The sequence below is a fragment of the Salmonella sp. NW884 genome (genome assembly GCF_051700745.1).
GTDB classification, from domain to species: domain Bacteria; phylum Pseudomonadota; class Gammaproteobacteria; order Enterobacterales; family Enterobacteriaceae; genus Salmonella; species Salmonella enterica.
On the sequence record NZ_JAMMDE010000002.1, the window covers coordinates 475,626 to 489,135 of the forward strand.

Sequence of the window (13,510 nt, forward strand, 5' to 3'; positions counted from 1 at the left end):
GTCAAGGTTACAGGATTTAATATGCGTAATAGCCATAACATTACTTTCACAAGGTCAGACGCCTTCATGGTCGACGATGACGCCACCAGTGCATTTCCGGGGGCGGTGGTCGGCTTTGTGTCATGGCTGCTGGCGTTGGGGATCCCTTTTCTGCTTTATGGCCCTAACACGCTGTTTTTTTTCCTCTATACCTGGCCCTTTTTCCTCGCGTTAATGCCGGTATCGGTGATTATCGGCATTGCGTTGCATCTGTTGGTAAAGGGCAAAATACTTTTTAGCATCATGTTTACTCTACTGGCCGTAGGCGCGCTGTTCGGCGCGTTATTCATATGGCTATTAGGGTAGACGGGTTATCACTGCGCCTCCGGTCATAATTCAAACCGTAACCAACAATGAGATTATGTTCTCCTTACTCGGGTATACGTAACATCCGGCAAATGTGGTACATTTGCCGGCGTTGTCGCGGCAATCCCGTCCTGAATGTGGAGTCACAGAGGACGTTATGGGATGATGATGCCGTTTTTCAGGGGGCAGGATGGGTAAACTAACGCTGCTGTTGCTGGCTTTACTGGTCTGGCTACAGTACTCGCTGTGGTTCGGTAAGAACGGCATACATGACTATAGCCGCGTCAACGATGATGTGGTCGCGCAGCAGGCGACAAACGCCAAACTTAAAGCGCGTAACGATCAGCTTTTTGCCGAAATTGACGATCTCAATGGCGGCCAGGAAGCGATAGAGGAGCGCGCGCGCAACGAACTTAGCATGACCAAACCGGGCGAAACCTTCTATCGTCTGGTGCCTGACGCCTCAAAACGCGCGGCAACGGCGGGGCAAACTCATCGATAAACCATCCAGGGATTTAACATGGCAGCCACTTTATTGGACGTTTGCGCCGTGGTGCCGGCGGCCGGATTTGGCCGCCGAATGCAAACAGAATGTCCTAAGCAGTATCTCTCAATCGGTAATAAAACCATTCTGGAGCACTCAGTTCATGCGCTGCTGGCGCATCCTCGGGTGACACGCGTTGTTATTGCTATCAGCCCTGGCGATCATCGCTTTGCCCAACTTCCGCTGGCGGATCATCCGCAAATCACCGTTGTGGATGGCGGCAACGAACGCGCTGATTCCGTTTTGGCCGGGTTACAGGCCGTTGCAGAGGCGCAGTGGGTGCTGGTGCACGACGCGGCAAGACCCTGTTTGCATCAGGATGACCTTGCGCGGTTACTGGCCATCAGCGAAAACAGCCGGGTCGGCGGTATTCTCGCCAGTCCGGTGCGCGACACCATGAAACGCGGCGAACCGGGGAAAAACGCGATTGCCCATACCGTAGAGCGCGCCGATTTATGGCACGCGCTCACCCCGCAGTTTTTCCCCCGCGAACTCTTGCACGATTGTCTGACGCGTGCGCTGAATGAAGGCGCGACCATCACCGACGAGGCGTCAGCGCTGGAGTATTGTGGTTTTCATCCGGCGCTGGTAGAAGGTCGCGCGGATAACATCAAGGTCACCCGTCCGGAAGATCTGGCGCTGGCGGAATTTTATCTGACCCGAACCATCCACCAGGAGAAAGCATAATGCGAATTGGACACGGTTTTGACGTACACGCGTTTGGCGGAGAAGGGCCGATTATTATTGGCGGCGTGCGTATCCCTTATGAAAAAGGGCTATTGGCGCATTCCGATGGCGATGTGGCGTTACATGCGCTGACCGATGCGCTGCTGGGCGCGGCGGCGCTTGGCGATATCGGCAAGCTCTTCCCGGATACCGATCCGGCATTTAAGGGAGCGGATAGCCGCGAACTACTGCGTGAAGCCTGGCGTCGTATTCAGGCCAAGGGGTACACCCTCGGCAACGTGGATGTCACCATTATTGCGCAGGCGCCGAAAATGCTGCCGCATATTCCGCAAATGCGCGTCTTTATCGCCGAAGATCTCGGCTGCCATATGGATGACGTTAACGTGAAGGCGACGACGACGGAAAAGCTCGGATTTACCGGACGCGGAGAAGGCATTGCCTGCGAAGCGGTCGCGTTGCTGATGAAGGCGGCGAAATGACAGAGTTTGACAATCTCACCTGGCTGCACGGAAAACCACAAGGTAGCGGATTGCTGAAAGCGAATCCGGAAGATTTTGTGGTGGTCGAAGATTTAGGCTTTACGCCGGATGGTGAAGGCGAGCACATTCTGCTGCGTATTTTGAAAAACGGTTGCAATACCCGTTTTGTCGCTGACGCGCTGGCGAAATTCCTGAAAATTCACGCTCGCGAAGTGAGCTTTGCCGGGCAAAAAGATAAACACGCCGTTACCGAGCAGTGGCTGTGCGCGCGCGTGCCGGGGAAAGAGATGCCCGATTTCAGCGCCTTTCAGCTGGAAGGTTGTAAAGTACTGGAATACGCGCGTCACAAGCGTAAGCTGCGTTTAGGCGCGCTGAAAGGCAATGCCTTTACGCTGGTATTGCGTGAAATAAGCGATCGCCGCGATGTCGAAACACGATTGCAGGCGATTCGCGATGGCGGCGTGCCGAACTATTTCGGCGCACAACGATTCGGCATTGGCGGCAGCAACTTGCAGGGCGCGCTGCGCTGGGCGCAAAGTAACGCGCCGGTGCGCGATCGCAATAAACGCAGTTTTTGGTTGTCGGCGGCACGTAGCGCGTTGTTTAATCAAATTGTTCACCAGCGGCTGAAGAAACCAGACTTTAATCAAGTTGTTGACGGCGATGCGCTACAATTAGCGGGGCGTGGAAGCTGGTTCGTCGCGACATCTGAAGAACTGCCTGAATTGCAGCGCCGGGTAGACGAAAAAGAGCTGATGATTACAGCGTCGTTGCCGGGCAGCGGAGAGTGGGGAACACAGCGTGCGGCGCTGGCGTTTGAGCAAGATGCCATTGCCCAGGAAACGGTGTTGCAATCGCTGTTGCTGCGCGAAAAAGTAGAGGCGTCGCGCAGAGCGATGCTGCTTTATCCGCAACAATTAAGCTGGAACTGGTGGGATGACGTTACCGTCGAGTTACGTTTCTGGCTGCCCGCAGGCAGTTTTGCCACCAGCGTAGTAAGGGAACTGATCAACACAATGGGTGATTATGCGCATATTGCTGAGTAACGATGACGGGGTTCACGCGCCCGGTATACAAACGCTGGCGAAAGCGCTGCGTGAGTTTGCTGATGTACAGGTCGTAGCCCCGGATCGTAACCGCAGCGGCGCGTCTAATTCCCTCACGCTGGAATCTTCGCTTCGTACTTTTACCTTTGATAATGGCGATATCGCCGTACAGATGGGGACGCCGACCGATTGCGTCTATCTGGGCGTTAATGCCTTAATGCGTCCGCGTCCGGATATTGTCGTTTCCGGTATTAACGCGGGTCCGAATCTGGGCGATGATGTGATCTATTCCGGTACTGTCGCCGCGGCGATGGAAGGTCGTCATCTCGGCTTTCCGGCATTAGCGGTCTCCCTTAACGGCTATCAGCATTATGATACGGCTGCGGTCGTGACTTGCGCGCTTTTGCGAGGGTTAAGCCGGGAGCCGTTGCGTACCGGGCGTATTCTCAACGTGAATGTCCCGGATCTACCGTTAGCGCAGATTAAAGGCATCCGCGTGACTCGCTGTGGTAGCCGCCATCCAGCGGATAAAGTAATCCCGCAGGAAGATCCGCGCGGTAATACATTGTACTGGATTGGCCCGCCAGGCGATAAATACGATGCCGGGCCGGATACCGATTTCGCGGCGGTGGATGAAGGCTACGTCTCCGTCACGCCGTTGCATGTGGATTTAACCGCGCACAGCGCGCATGATGTGGTTTCAGACTGGTTAGACAGCGTGGGAGTTGGCACGCAATGGTAAGTGGACGTGTACAGGCTCTTCTTGAACAATTGCGCGCGCAGGGCATCAGAGATGAGCAGGTGCTTAATGCGCTTGCCGCAGTGCCGCGCGAGAAATTTATTGATGAAGCGTTTGAACATAAGGCCTGGGAAAATATCGCTTTGCCGATAGGCCAGGGTCAGACGATTTCGCAGCCCTATATGGTGGCGCGAATGACGGAACTGCTCGAACTGACGCCGCAATCCAGGGTGCTGGAAATTGGCACCGGTTCCGGCTATCAGACGGCGATTCTGGCGCATCTGGTACATCACGTTTGCTCCGTTGAGCGGATTAAGGGGCTGCAATGGCAGGCGCGTCGCCGCCTGAAGCAGCTCGATTTACATAATGTTTCTACCCGTCATGGCGATGGCTGGCAAGGCTGGCAGGCGCGTGCGCCGTTTGACGCTATCATTGTGACGGCCGCGCCGCCGGAAATTCCTACCGCGCTCATGGCACAGTTGGATGAAGGCGGCATTCTTGTTCTGCCCGTGGGCGATGAGCAGCAGTTTTTGAAACGCGTGCGTCGCCGGGGCGGCGAATTTATTATCGATACCGTGGAGGCCGTTCGCTTCGTCCCGTTAGTCAAGGGAGAGCTGGCCTAGTTTGCCCTGCAAACACCCACTCTTACGCCTGATGAAGCCGAAACGAATACCTGGAGTTTTCCTGGTTATTCCCGGTGGGTTAAGCGTATCGTGAACACATTTTCCCGTGTTCACTTAATGCGTTGCACGGTTCTTACGTCACTGGTTGTTAACCAAATTTTTTCCTGGGGGATAAATGAGCGCGGGAAGCCCAAAATTCACCGTTAGTCGCATTGCGGCACTATCACTGGTTTCACTATGGCTGGCAGGTTGTACCAGTTCGTCAAACCCTCCGGCGCCGGTTACGTCTGTGGACAGTGGTTCATCATCAAATACCAATTCCGGGATGTTGATCACACCGCCGCCAAAAATGGGCGCGACGACGCAACAAACGCCGCAACAAGCGCCGCAAATTCAACCCGTTCAGCGTCCTGTAACGCAGCCCATGCAAACTCAACCTGTCACGGAACAGCCCGTGCAGATGGAAAATGGGCGAATTGTATACAATCGCCAGTATGGGAATATTCCGAAAGGTAGCTATACGGGTGGCAGTACTTACACCGTGAAAAAGGGTGATACGCTTTTTTACATCGCCTGGATTACCGGGAACGATTTCCGCGATCTGGCCCAGAGAAACAGTATTTCTGCCCCGTATAGCCTGAATGTAGGGCAAACTTTGCAAGTTGGTAACGCATCCGGTACGCCAATTACTGGCGGAAATGCGATCACCCAGGCGGATGCAGCACAGCAAGGAGTTGTGACCAGGTCTGCACAAAATTCCACCGTTGCAGTTGCGTCTCAACCAACAATTACGTATTCTGAGGGCTCAGGTGAACAAAGTGCTAACAAAATGTTGCCAAACAACAAGCCTGCTGGGACGGTTGTCACAGCGCCTGTAACGGCACCAACGATAAGCACGACCGAACCAAATGCAAGCAGTACGTCAACCAGCGCGCCGATTTCCGCATGGCGCTGGCCGACGGATGGCAAAGTGATCGAAAACTTTGGCGCTTCCGAAGGGGGCAATAAAGGGATCGACATTGCAGGCAGTAAGGGACAGGCTATCGTCGCAACCGCTGATGGGCGCGTCGTATATGCCGGTAACGCACTGCGTGGTTACGGTAATCTTATTATCATCAAACATAACGATGATTACCTGAGTGCCTACGCCCATAATGATACGATGCTGGTCCGGGAACAACAGGAAGTTAAGGCGGGGCAAAAAATCGCTACTATGGGTAGCACCGGCACCAGCTCTACACGCTTGCATTTTGAAATTCGTTACAAGGGGAAATCCGTAAACCCGCTGCGTTATTTACCGCAGCGATAAAGCGGCGGAACCAGGCTTTGACTTGCTAGTTCCGTCAAGGGATCACGGGTAGGAGCCACCTTATGAGTCAGAATACGCTGAAAGTTCATGATTTAAATGAAGACGCGGAATTTGATGAGAACGGAGTAGAGGCTTTTGACGAAAAAGCCTTGAGTGAAGAGGAACCCAGTGATAACGACCTGGCTGAAGAAGAGCTGTTATCGCAAGGGGCCACACAGCGTGTGTTGGACGCGACTCAGCTTTACCTTGGTGAGATTGGGTATTCACCACTGTTAACAGCCGAAGAAGAAGTCTATTTTGCGCGTCGCGCACTGCGTGGAGATGTCGCTTCTCGCCGTCGCATGATTGAGAGTAACCTGCGTCTGGTGGTAAAAATTGCCCGCCGTTATGGCAATCGTGGACTGGCGTTGCTGGACCTGATTGAAGAGGGCAACCTGGGGCTTATCCGTGCAGTCGAGAAGTTTGACCCGGAACGCGGGTTCCGCTTCTCAACATACGCAACCTGGTGGATTCGCCAGACAATCGAACGGGCGATTATGAACCAAACCCGTACGATTCGCTTGCCGATTCACATTGTTAAAGAGCTGAACGTATACCTGCGCACCGCACGTGAGTTGTCGCATAAACTGGACCACGAACCGAGTGCGGAAGAAATTGCAGAGCAACTGGATAAACCGGTTGATGACGTCAGCCGTATGCTTCGTCTCAACGAGCGCATTACCTCGGTAGACACCCCGCTGGGCGGTGATTCCGAAAAAGCGTTGCTGGACATCCTGGCCGATGAAAAAGAGAACGGTCCGGAAGACACCACGCAAGATGACGATATGAAACAGAGCATCGTCAAATGGTTGTTCGAACTGAACGCCAAACAGCGTGAAGTGCTGGCGCGCCGTTTCGGTCTGCTGGGATATGAAGCTGCGACACTGGAAGATGTAGGCCGTGAAATCGGTCTTACGCGTGAACGTGTTCGTCAGATTCAGGTTGAAGGCCTGCGCCGTCTGCGCGAAATTCTGCAGACGCAGGGGCTGAATATCGAAGCGCTGTTCCGCGAGTAAGTACCCTTGTCAAAAAAAGGCCAGTCGACAGACTGGCCTTTTTTTTACCGTTTGTCTTCTGCCAGCAGCGGCGGGATACTCGGCACCATTGGCGCGTCATCAATATCTTTTTGCGTCATGCGAAACGCTTGTGGATAGTGTTCGCGGCTGGTACGGCGTAACGGTTCGGTATCGCGCCAGGTATACAGACAATGCTGACACTGATATACCGTCCAGACTCCTTTTACCGGCGAAGTCGCCATGAGTTCAATATGTGCATCGGCACAGCGTGGACAAATCATCGGTTACTCCTTATTTACGGTTGGCCAGCATGGCGGTCAGCTTTTCAGCCCAGGCTTTAGTTTCCGGTAAATCAACAACCGGCTGGCTATAGTGACCACGGTTATCTGGCGCAACCGGCGTGGTGGCGTCAATGATCAGCTTGTCGGTAATCCCCGCCGGGCTTGAGCCCGGATCCAGTTCCAGGACGGACATATTCGGTAGCTGTACCAGATCGCCTGCCGGATTCACTTTCGACGACAATGCCCACATCACCTGTGGCAGATTGAATGGATCGACATCTTCATCGACCATGATCACCATCTTCACATATCCCAGACCGTGCGGCGTTGTCATCGCTCGCAGGCCCACCGCGCGGGCAAAGCCGCCGTAGCGTTTTTTGGTCGAGATGATGGCCAGCAGGCCGTGGGTGTACATGGCGTTTACCGCCTGCACTTCCGGAAATTCGGCTTTCAGCTGTTGATACAGTGGCACGCAGGTCGCCGGCCCCATCAGGTAGTCGATTTCCGTCCACGGCATCCCCAAATAGAGCGATTCAAAAATGGGTTTGCTGCGGTAAGAGACCTTATCGATACGCACCACGGTCATGTTGCGACCGCCGGAATAGTGGCCGGTAAATTCGCCGAACGGTCCTTCAATTTCACGTTTACGGCTTTCGATGACCCCTTCAAGAATGACTTCAGATCCCCACGGCACATCAAAACCGGTCAGCGGCGCGGTGGCGATAGGATAGGGGCTTTCACGCAGCGCGCCTGCCATTTCATACTCTGACTGATCGTATTTCAGCGGCGTTGCGCCCATCAGGGTAATGATCGGATCGTTACCCAACGTGATCGCAATCGGCAGATCTTCTCCGCGCTCTTCAGCTTTGTGCAGGTGCAATGCGATATCATGCATCGGCACTGGTTGCAGACCCAGCTTACGCTTGCCTTTAACTTCCATACGGTAGATGCCGACATTCTGCTTGCCGAAGTTATCGGGATCGAGCGGATCGCGTGATACCACACAGGCTTTATCCAGATAGAATCCACCGTCGCCGTCGTTCAGACGAAACAGCGGCAGGATATCAAACAGGTTGATCGCGTCGCCGTCGACGGTATTTTCCGCCCAGCCTGGATTGGCGCGGCGCTCCGGCGCAACCGGAAAATTGTCCCAGCGGCGAATAAATTCATCGATCTGTTTTTTAACCGGCGTGTTAGGCGGCAAACCCAGTGAGATGGCATGGTTCTGCCAGGAACCGATGGTATTCATCGCCACGCGGGCGTCGGTAAAACCACGAATATTGTCAAACCACAGCGCGGGCGCGCCATCGCCGATTCGTCCCGTTGCGTTGGCAGCGGCGGCGAGATCCGGCTCCGCATTCACTTCCTCGCTGATTTTCAGCAGTTGTCCCTGCTGATCCAGCGCATGTAAAAAACTGCGCAAATCATCAAATGCCATTATCCATTCTCCTGTGAAAAATTTGCTGCCTGTCGCAGTCCTTGCCAGCGGCGCGTGCGCGTATGCTCCAGACCAAACTGGTCGAGAACGCGCGCTACGATGTGCTGGATAATATCGTCAACGGTTTGCGGCAGGTTGTAGAACGCGGGCATGGGCGGCACTATCGCCACCCCCATACGAGAAAGCGCTAGCATGTTTTCCAGATGAATCGTGCTGAGCGGCATTTCCCGCGGCACAAGCACCAGCTTGCGACCCTCTTTCAACACGACATCGGCAGCGCGTCCCACCAGCCCCTCGGCATAGCCGGCGCGAACCCCAGCCAGTGTTTTCATACTGCAGGGGATAATAATCATGCCGTCGGTACGAAATGAGCCGGAGGAAATGGTTGCCGCCTGATCGGCCGGGCTATGACAATAATCTGCCAGGGCGGCTACCTCAGCGGGCGTGTAGGGCGTCTCCAGTTCAATAGTGGTTTTCGCCCACTTTGACATCACCAGATGCGTTTCAACATCAGGTATCGCCCGCAATGCCTGGAGTAGCTCGACGCCAAGCGGCGCGCCGGTCGCACCGGTCATCCCCACAATCAATCTCATTTCTTACCTCAAATATCGTTCGTATACGAACATTTTGATCAAAATACGCCCACACGGCCTTTGCGACAAGATCGCTCCCGACGCCTGCGCACGTTTAGCTAAAGCATTCGTCATTAAAAAACCGTGCATAAGTCGTTATGATAGAAAAAGTTAATTTATCCGGAGCGCTCATGGAGTTACGAAACACCGCGTTTCATCTGTTACGCCAACTTTTTCAGCAACATACCGCACGCTGGCAGCATGAACTACCGGAGCTCACCAAACCTCAATATGCGGTGATGCGCGTTATTGCTGAACATCCGGGTATTGAACAGGTCGATCTGACCGAAGCGGCGGTCAGCACTAAAGCGACGCTGGCGGAGATGTTAAGCCGGATGGAAAATCGTGGGCTGGTAAAGCGAGAAAACGATCCGCTGGATAAACGTCGGCGTTTTGTCTATCTCACCGTTCAGGGCCAAACGTTGCTCGCCGCCGCGATACCACTGGGGGATCGCGTTGACGATGAATTTTTGGGGCGACTGAGCGCTGAAGAACGCGAACAGTTTACGCAACTGGTACGCAAGATGATGACGTAAGCGGCTTGCGCCGCTTCGCTATTGTTTGGCCATCAGCAGTGAGATATCCACTTTAGCCAGCGCCCGAATTGCGCTTTCCGGCAGGCCGTCATCGGTGACGATTTGGTTGAATTCCGCCAGCGGTAACGCCAGCCACGTCGCGACCTGGCCGTATTTGGTCGCGTCGCACACCAGAATTTTTTGGCGGCTGGCGCTGGCGACGGCCCGTTTCACCGTGACTTTATCTTCTGCCGGCGTTGAAATACCGCGCACGCTCCAGGAAGAGGCGGAAATAAAGGCCTGGTCAATCATCAGCCCGCGCAAAAGCGTCGCCGCGGCTTCACCGACGCACGACCGGTTTTCCCGGCATACCGCCCCGCCAGTGTGAATAATTGTGCAATCGCTATTGTCCATCAGGTAATCGGCGATAACGAAATCATTGGTCACCACCGTAAGTTTATTCATCGTAACCAGCTGCCTGGCGATCGCCAGCGTGGTCGTACCTGCATCAAGGTAGATACAGCTTTCTGGCTGTACCAGGCTGGCGGCCAGTTTGCCAATTGCCGCTTTCTGCGGCGTCGCCAGTTCGGTTTTGATCTGATGCGAGGGTTCGTGCGCCACGCGAGTCGATGATTGCACGCCGCCAGAGACCTGGATTACCGCGCCTTGCTGCTCCAGTTTTTGTAAATCACGGCGGATAGTCATGTGGGATACATGCATGCGCTCGGTCAGTTCAGCGATACTGACGATGCCTTTCTCCGCTACCATATCAAGAATGATTTGTCGACGCTCAGTAGGTATCAACGTCTGCTCCTTTCTTTAGTCCTGTCGCGATTTTACGCGATTTCTCGTCACAGCGTGTGAAGTTCTATGAGGATTGCCTTCACAAAAAATAACACATTTTGTTATTTTTTGTGAAACAACTCACCGCAATTGTTTACAAAAACGCCTATATTCACATAACAAAACATAATATCACGTAAATTAACATGGAGTGATAATGACAACAGGAACTGATTTTCATGTCGGCATTGTGGGACTTGGCTCAATGGGAATGGGCGCTGCGCGTTCATGCCTGCGCGCCGGGCTTTCCACATGGGGGGCCGATCTTAACCCGCAAGCGTGCGCGAATCTTCTTGCTGAAGGGGCTTGTGGAGCTGCCGCCAGCGCCAGGGAGTTCGCCGGCGTCGTGGATGCGTTAGTCATTCTGGTCGTCAATGCCGCCCAGGTCAGACAGGTGTTATTCGGTGAGGATGGCGTCGCCCATCTGATGAAACCCGGAGGCGCGGTGATGGTCTCGTCTACGATCTCAAGCGCCGACGCGCAAGAGATCGCCGCGGCGTTGACGGCATTGAATCTTAACATGCTGGATGCGCCGGTTTCCGGCGGCGCGGTAAAAGCGGCGCAGGGCGAAATGACGGTGATGGCCTCCGGGAGCGAGGCGGCGTTTACCCGCCTGAAGCCTGTGCTGGACGCCGTTGCCAGCAACGTTTATCGCATCAGCGATACGCCGGGCGCAGGCTCAACCGTCAAAATCATTCATCAACTGCTGGCTGGCGTGCATATTGCAGCGGCGGCCGAAGCGATGGCGCTGGCCGCGCGGGCCGGTATTCCTCTGGACGTGATGTATGACGTCGTGACCCATGCCGCCGGAAACTCCTGGATGTTCGAAAACCGTATGCAGCATGTCGTTGACGGCGACTATACCCCGCGTTCGGCCGTCGACATTTTTGTCAAAGATTTGGGGCTCGTTGCCGACACGGCGAAAGCGCTGCGCTTCCCCTTACCGCTGGCCTCTACGGCGTTAAATATGTTCACCAGCGCCAGTAACGCCGGTTATGGCAAAGAGGATGACAGCGCTGTGATCAAAATTTTCTCAGGGATTACTCTGCCTGGCGTTACGCCTGAGGAGTCGTCATGTTAAAAATTGGCGTCATTGCCGACGATTTTACCGGCGCGACTGACATCGCCAGTTTTCTGGTCGAAAACGGGATGCCAACAGTGCAGATCAATGATGTCCCAACCGGGACGCAACCGGAAGGGTGCGACGCGGTGGTTATCAGCCTGAAAACCCGCTCATGCCCGGCGCAAGAGGCGATAAAACAATCGCTGGCGGCGCTGGTATGGCTGAAAAAACAGGGCTGCCAGCAAGTCTATTTCAAATATTGCTCGACTTTCGATAGTACCGCCGAAGGCAATATCGGCCCGGTCACCGATGCGCTGATGGTGGCGCTGGATACCTCATTTACCGTGATTTCTCCCGCGCTGCCGGTTAACGGACGCACGGTTTATCAGGGCTATCTGTTTGTCATGAACCACTTGCTGGCGGAGTCCGGTATGCGCCACCACCCTATCAATCCGATGACCGACAGCTACCTGCCGCGTCTGATGGAAGCGCAGGCGCAAGGGCGCTGCGGCGTTATTCCGGCTCAGACGCTTGATGAAGGCGTTGCCGCGACCCGTGCGGCGCTGTCGCGTTTACAGCAGGAAGGATATCGCTACGCGGTACTTGACGCGCTCAATGAGCGGCACCTGGAAATCCAGGGCGAGGTTTTGCGTGATGCCCCGCTGGTGACTGGCGGTTCCGGGTTGGCAATGGGGCTGGCGCGTCAGTGGGCGAAGCACGGCGTTTCTCAGGCCCGTTCCGCAGGCTATCCGCTGAGCGGTCGCGCGGTGGTGCTTTCCGGTTCCTGTTCGCAAATGACGAATCAGCAGGTGGCCTTCTATCGACAACATGCTCCCACACGCGACGTTGACGTGGCGCGCTGCCTGTCATCCGAGGCGCGCGAGGCCTACGCCGAAGCGCTGGCGCAGTGGGTGTTCAGTCAGGACAGCGAACTGGCGCCAATGATTAGCGCCACCGCCTCCACGCAGGCGCTGGCTGCCATCCAGCAGCAATATGGCGCTACCGAAGCCAGCTATGCGGTAGAGGCGCTCTTTTCCCTGCTGGCCGCTCGCTTAGCGGAAGGCGGTATCACCCGGTTTATTGTGGCGGGCGGCGAAACCTCGGGCGTGGTGACGCAAAGCCTCGGTATTACCGGTTTCCACATTGGACCGTGCATTTCACCCGGCGTGCCGTGGGTCAACGCGCTCCATGCGCCAGTCTCGCTGGCGCTAAAGTCAGGCAATTTTGGCGATGAATCCTTTTTCATCCGCGCTCAAAGGGAGTTTCAGGTATGACGACACTGGCAAAAGAAGAGCACGCTTTGCGAGAAGAGATGGTCAGGATAGCCGCCTCGTTTTTCCAGCGCGGCTATGCCACCGGCTCGGCAGGCAATCTCTCGCTGCTACTGCCGGACGGCAATATTCTGGCGACGCCCACCGGTTCGTGTCTGGGTAATCTCGACCCGCAGCGGCTATCCAAAGTGGACCCGCAGGGCGAATGGCTCAGCGGCGATAAACCGTCTAAAGAGGTGCGTTTTCATCTGGCGTTGTATCGCAATAACCCTTGCTGCAAGGCCGTGGTACATCTGCACAGCACCTGGTCAACGGCGCTTTCCTGTCTCGAAGGGCTGGACCCGCAAAATGTGATTCGCCCGTTTACCCCCTATGTGGTGATGCGGATGGGAGACATTCCGCTGGTTCCCTACTATCGCCCGGGGGATGACCGAATTGCTCGCGATTTGGCTGCGCTGGCGGCCCGGCATCAGGCCTTTTTACTGGCTAATCATGGGCCGGTCGTGTGCGGGGAGAATTTGCAGGAAGCCGCTAATAATACCGAGGAGCTGGAAGAGACGGCAAAGCTGATTTTTATCCTTGGCGAACGCCCGATTCGTTATTTAACCACCGAAGAAATTGCGCAGTTAAGGAGATAACC

Annotated in this window: 18 protein-coding genes; 13 read left to right on the plus strand and 5 right to left on the minus strand. The window is 55.0% G+C overall.

The window, feature by feature from the left end; translation table 11 throughout:
* Nucleotides 1–21: 21 nt before the first annotated feature.
* From NA197_RS06730 to NA197_RS06760, 7 genes are all read left to right on the plus strand, one after another.
* On the plus strand, nt 22–345 hold the full coding sequence (locus NA197_RS06730; protein WP_001537530.1) for a DUF3561 family protein: 324 nt from the start codon (nt 22–24) through the stop codon (nt 343–345).
* A 190-nt stretch (nt 346–535) separates the two neighbouring features.
* Nucleotides 536–847: a cell division protein FtsB gene (ftsB, locus tag NA197_RS06735; protein ID WP_000517480.1), complete on the plus strand. Its 312-nt coding sequence runs from the start codon at nt 536–538 to the stop codon at nt 845–847.
* An 18-nt stretch (nt 848–865) separates the two neighbouring features.
* Nucleotides 866–1,576 (plus strand): 2-C-methyl-D-erythritol 4-phosphate cytidylyltransferase, encoded by a 711-nt coding sequence (gene ispD, locus NA197_RS06740; protein ID WP_000741641.1) that lies wholly within the window; start codon nt 866–868, stop codon nt 1,574–1,576.
* A complete protein-coding gene (gene ispF / locus NA197_RS06745) occupies nt 1,576–2,055 on the plus strand; it encodes a 2-C-methyl-D-erythritol 2,4-cyclodiphosphate synthase (protein ID WP_001219244.1) in 480 nt (159 codons plus the stop codon). The genes ispD and ispF overlap by 1 nt, the downstream gene beginning before the upstream one ends.
* A complete protein-coding gene (gene truD, locus NA197_RS06750) occupies nt 2,052–3,101 on the plus strand; it encodes a tRNA pseudouridine(13) synthase TruD (protein ID WP_000134246.1) in 1,050 nt (349 codons plus the stop codon). Before ispF ends, truD begins: the two co-directional genes overlap by 4 nt.
* Entirely contained in the window at nt 3,082–3,843 is a 762-nt protein-coding gene (gene surE, locus NA197_RS06755) for a 5'/3'-nucleotidase SurE (RefSeq protein WP_064042863.1), read from the plus strand. Before truD ends, surE begins: the two co-directional genes overlap by 20 nt.
* Entirely contained in the window at nt 3,837–4,463 is a 627-nt protein-coding gene (locus tag NA197_RS06760; RefSeq protein WP_000253545.1) for a protein-L-isoaspartate(D-aspartate) O-methyltransferase, read from the plus strand. Before surE ends, NA197_RS06760 begins: the two co-directional genes overlap by 7 nt.
* A gap of 138 nt (nt 4,464–4,601) precedes the next feature.
* On the opposite strand, the gene NA197_RS06765 is transcribed toward NA197_RS06760, so the two are convergent.
* On the minus strand, nt 4,602–4,760 hold the full coding sequence (locus NA197_RS06765; protein WP_223148970.1) for a peptidase: 159 nt from the start codon (nt 4,758–4,760) through the stop codon (nt 4,602–4,604).
* On the opposite strand from NA197_RS06765, the gene nlpD reads away from it, so the two are divergent.
* Nucleotides 4,690–5,772, plus strand: a complete 1,083-nt coding sequence (nlpD, locus tag NA197_RS06770; RefSeq protein ID WP_226996199.1) for a murein hydrolase activator NlpD — start codon at nt 4,690–4,692, stop codon at nt 5,770–5,772. The two genes, NA197_RS06765 and nlpD, sit on opposite strands and share 71 nt — an antisense overlap.
* Before the next feature lie 62 nt (nt 5,773–5,834).
* A complete protein-coding gene (rpoS, locus tag NA197_RS06775; RefSeq protein ID WP_000081498.1) occupies nt 5,835–6,827 on the plus strand; it encodes an RNA polymerase sigma factor RpoS in 993 nt (330 codons plus the stop codon).
* A 44-nt stretch (nt 6,828–6,871) separates the two neighbouring features.
* Here rpoS and NA197_RS06780 read toward each other — a convergent pair whose 3' ends face one another.
* The 3 genes from NA197_RS06780 to NA197_RS06790 are packed head-to-tail and all read right to left on the minus strand — an operon-like array spanning nt 6,872 to nt 9,139.
* Entirely contained in the window at nt 6,872–7,108 is a 237-nt protein-coding gene (locus tag NA197_RS06780) for a non-oxidative hydroxyarylic acid decarboxylases subunit D (RefSeq protein WP_000562964.1), read from the minus strand.
* Nucleotides 7,109–7,118: 10 nt separating this feature from the next.
* Entirely contained in the window at nt 7,119–8,546 is a 1,428-nt protein-coding gene (locus tag NA197_RS06785; RefSeq protein WP_000863168.1) for a non-oxidative hydroxyarylic acid decarboxylases subunit C, read from the minus strand.
* Complete coding sequence (locus NA197_RS06790; RefSeq protein ID WP_001237181.1) at nt 8,546–9,139, minus strand: non-oxidative hydroxyarylic acid decarboxylases subunit B; 594 nt, start codon at nt 9,137–9,139, stop codon at nt 8,546–8,548. Before NA197_RS06790 ends, NA197_RS06785 begins: the two co-directional genes overlap by 1 nt.
* A gap of 170 nt (nt 9,140–9,309) precedes the next feature.
* Here NA197_RS06790 and NA197_RS06795 point away from each other — a divergent pair, with 170 nt between their 5' ends.
* Nucleotides 9,310–9,714, plus strand: coding sequence for a MarR family winged helix-turn-helix transcriptional regulator (locus tag NA197_RS06795; RefSeq protein ID WP_000423338.1), 405 nt, complete (start codon nt 9,310–9,312; stop codon nt 9,712–9,714).
* A gap of 18 nt (nt 9,715–9,732) precedes the next feature.
* On the opposite strand, the gene ygbI is transcribed toward NA197_RS06795, so the two are convergent.
* On the minus strand, nt 9,733–10,497 hold the full coding sequence (gene ygbI, locus NA197_RS06800) for a DNA-binding transcriptional repressor YgbI (protein ID WP_000613179.1): 765 nt from the start codon (nt 10,495–10,497) through the stop codon (nt 9,733–9,735).
* 196 nt (nt 10,498–10,693) lie between these two features.
* Here ygbI and ltnD point away from each other — a divergent pair, with 196 nt between their 5' ends.
* From ltnD to otnC, 3 genes are read left to right on the plus strand one after another with little or no spacing between them, the layout of a single operon-like run.
* The gene (gene ltnD, locus NA197_RS06805) at nt 10,694–11,617 is read left to right on the plus strand and encodes an L-threonate dehydrogenase (RefSeq protein ID WP_023234652.1); all 924 of its coding nucleotides are present in this window, start codon (nt 10,694–10,696) and stop codon (nt 11,615–11,617) included.
* Nucleotides 11,611–12,873, plus strand: a complete 1,263-nt coding sequence (gene otnK / locus NA197_RS06810; protein WP_023204586.1) for a 3-oxo-tetronate kinase — start codon at nt 11,611–11,613, stop codon at nt 12,871–12,873. The genes ltnD and otnK overlap by 7 nt, the downstream gene beginning before the upstream one ends.
* Nucleotides 12,870–13,508 carry a 3-oxo-tetronate 4-phosphate decarboxylase gene (otnC, locus tag NA197_RS06815; RefSeq protein WP_000209068.1) on the plus strand — a complete coding sequence of 213 codons (639 nt, stop codon included), beginning with the start codon at nt 12,870–12,872 and terminating at the stop codon, nt 13,506–13,508. The genes otnK and otnC overlap by 4 nt, the downstream gene beginning before the upstream one ends.
* Nucleotides 13,509–13,510: the final 2 nt, after the last annotated feature.

What these genes read in the sequence shown, in the direction of transcription:
- NA197_RS06730 (WP_001537530.1), top strand. Translation starts at nt 22, where the DNA reads ATGCGTAATAGCCATAACATTACTTTCACAAGGTCAGACGCCTTCATG.
- ftsB (WP_000517480.1), top strand. Translation starts at nt 536, where the DNA reads ATGGGTAAACTAACGCTGCTGTTGCTGGCTTTACTGGTCTGGCTACAG.
- ispD (WP_000741641.1), top strand. Translation starts at nt 866, where the DNA reads ATGGCAGCCACTTTATTGGACGTTTGCGCCGTGGTGCCGGCGGCCGGA.
- ispF (WP_001219244.1), top strand. Translation starts at nt 1,576, where the DNA reads ATGCGAATTGGACACGGTTTTGACGTACACGCGTTTGGCGGAGAAGGG.
- truD (WP_000134246.1), top strand. Translation starts at nt 2,052, where the DNA reads ATGACAGAGTTTGACAATCTCACCTGGCTGCACGGAAAACCACAAGGT.
- surE (WP_064042863.1), top strand. Translation starts at nt 3,082, where the DNA reads ATGCGCATATTGCTGAGTAACGATGACGGGGTTCACGCGCCCGGTATA.
- NA197_RS06760 (WP_000253545.1), top strand. Translation starts at nt 3,837, where the DNA reads ATGGTAAGTGGACGTGTACAGGCTCTTCTTGAACAATTGCGCGCGCAG.
- rpoS (WP_000081498.1), top strand. Translation starts at nt 5,835, where the DNA reads ATGAGTCAGAATACGCTGAAAGTTCATGATTTAAATGAAGACGCGGAA.
- NA197_RS06780 (WP_000562964.1), bottom strand. Translation starts at nt 7,108, where the DNA reads ATGATTTGTCCACGCTGTGCCGATGCACATATTGAACTCATGGCGACT.
- NA197_RS06785 (WP_000863168.1), bottom strand. Translation starts at nt 8,546, where the DNA reads ATGGCATTTGATGATTTGCGCAGTTTTTTACATGCGCTGGATCAGCAG.
- NA197_RS06790 (WP_001237181.1), bottom strand. Translation starts at nt 9,139, where the DNA reads ATGAGATTGATTGTGGGGATGACCGGTGCGACCGGCGCGCCGCTTGGC.
- NA197_RS06795 (WP_000423338.1), top strand. Translation starts at nt 9,310, where the DNA reads ATGGAGTTACGAAACACCGCGTTTCATCTGTTACGCCAACTTTTTCAG.
- ltnD (WP_023234652.1), top strand. Translation starts at nt 10,694, where the DNA reads ATGACAACAGGAACTGATTTTCATGTCGGCATTGTGGGACTTGGCTCA.
- otnK (WP_023204586.1), top strand. Translation starts at nt 11,611, where the DNA reads ATGTTAAAAATTGGCGTCATTGCCGACGATTTTACCGGCGCGACTGAC.
- otnC (WP_000209068.1), top strand. Translation starts at nt 12,870, where the DNA reads ATGACGACACTGGCAAAAGAAGAGCACGCTTTGCGAGAAGAGATGGTC.